The following is a 946-nucleotide window of genomic DNA, read 5'->3' as shown; positions in this document are numbered from 1 at the left end:
GACGCCCTGGCTGACGGAGCGCCTGCAGCGCGTTCCGCTGCGCGGCCTGATGTTCAGCCCGCCGCTGGCGCCGGACACGACCGCCGGGGAGACGCCACATCCTCACCGCTGGTCCGCTCCGGCGGCCTGGCAGGGAGTGACGGCGGACTGCGCTCAGGCGCAGGGCGTGCGGGCCGGTCTGCCCTGGCAGCGCACATCGGGGGTTATCGCCCTGTCGCTGATGGCCCTGTGGGGGGCGGGCAGTCTGGTCTCCTTCGCCGTTAACCGCCAGCATATTGTCAGCGCGGCGCAGCTGCTGGTGAGCTCTCCCGCGGTGAATGATGAACAGCTGATGGCGCTGCAGGCGCTGCGTAACGATATCGGACGGTTACAGCATCAGCAGGCGCATGGCGCGCCCTGGTATCAGCGCTTCGGGCTGGACCACAACGCCCCGCTGCTGGCGGCCCTGATGCCGTGGTACGGGCAGGCGAATAACCGGCTGATTCGCGATGCGGCGGCGCAGGCGCTCACAAAGCAGCTGAACGCGCTGGCAGACCTGCCGCCGCGCAGTCCGCTGCGCGAAAAACGGGCGAAGCCGGGCTACGACCAGCTGAAGGCGTACCTGATGATGGCGCACCCGGAGAAGGCGGACGCCGCGTTTTTTGCGCAGGTGATGAAAACCGCCGAACCGTCCCGTCCGGGGCTGTCCCCGGCGCTGTGGCAGGAGATGGCGCCGGATTTGCACACCTTTTACATGCAGAGCCTGCCCGCGCAGCCGTCCTGGAAAATCACGCCGGATGCGGCGCTGGTGGCGCAGGTGCGCAGGGTGCTGCTGGAGCAGACAGGCCAGCGCAACGCCGAAAGCACGCTCTATGAGAACATGCTGACGGCCGTCCGGCGCAACTATGCCGATATGACGCTTGAGGACATGACGCCGCAGACCGACGCCCGCCGTCTGTTCAGCACG

At 68.0% G+C, this 946-nt stretch carries 1 protein-coding gene; it reads left to right on the top strand.

Going from position 1 to position 946, the window contains the following annotated elements:
* Positions 1-946, top strand: a 946-nt coding sequence (locus ACSIPU_RS30350; RefSeq protein ID WP_435322469.1) for an ImcF-related family protein, incomplete at both ends; no start/stop codon positions are given.

It is taken from the genome of Klebsiella sp. HN106 (assembly GCF_051209435.1).
GTDB classification, from domain to species: domain Bacteria; phylum Pseudomonadota; class Gammaproteobacteria; order Enterobacterales; family Enterobacteriaceae; genus Klebsiella; species Klebsiella oxytoca.
The sequence above is the reverse complement of the archived record's forward strand: the minus strand, read 5'-3'. Positions and strand labels throughout refer to the sequence as shown.